1 protein-coding gene is annotated in these 376 nt (G+C 71.0%); it reads right to left on the reverse strand.

Annotated elements, in window-relative coordinates; translation table 11 throughout:
* Positions 1 to 376 (reverse strand): hypothetical protein (locus tag ACM0OX_RS35785; protein WP_414519961.1); only part of this gene is annotated, 376 nt, incomplete at both ends.

The following is a 376-nucleotide window of genomic DNA, read 5'->3' on the forward strand; positions in this document are numbered from 1 at the left end:
GAGGCGTCGTTGTGGCGCAAGGGACGCGGCGCGGCAGGCTCTCCCTTGAGCGCGGCGGCCAGGGTGTCTGCGGTTGCCCGGTCGCTGGACGAGGCCTCGTCTTCGGTCGCCGCAGTCTGATCCGTCGTCGCCTCCTGGGTCGCCTTTAAGGCCGCCTTGGCGATGGCGGGCGGCGCAATCTCGGCCTGATCCGTAGAGGCGGCCAGAAGGTCGGCGGGCAGGGCCAGAGCGGCGGCGGTTTTTTCGGCGGTCGGCTGGACGTCGTTGGCGACGCCGCTGGTTATGGCCGCGATCTGTTGCGGGGTCGGCTGCGCCCCTGCGGCCTTAGCGGCCGCCTCGGCCTGGACTTGAGCAGGCGTGGCGATCAACTGGATCG

The organism is Nostoc sp. PCC 9305, from assembly GCF_963920915.1.
GTDB lineage: Bacteria > Cyanobacteriota > Cyanobacteriia > Cyanobacteriales > Nostocaceae > Nostoc.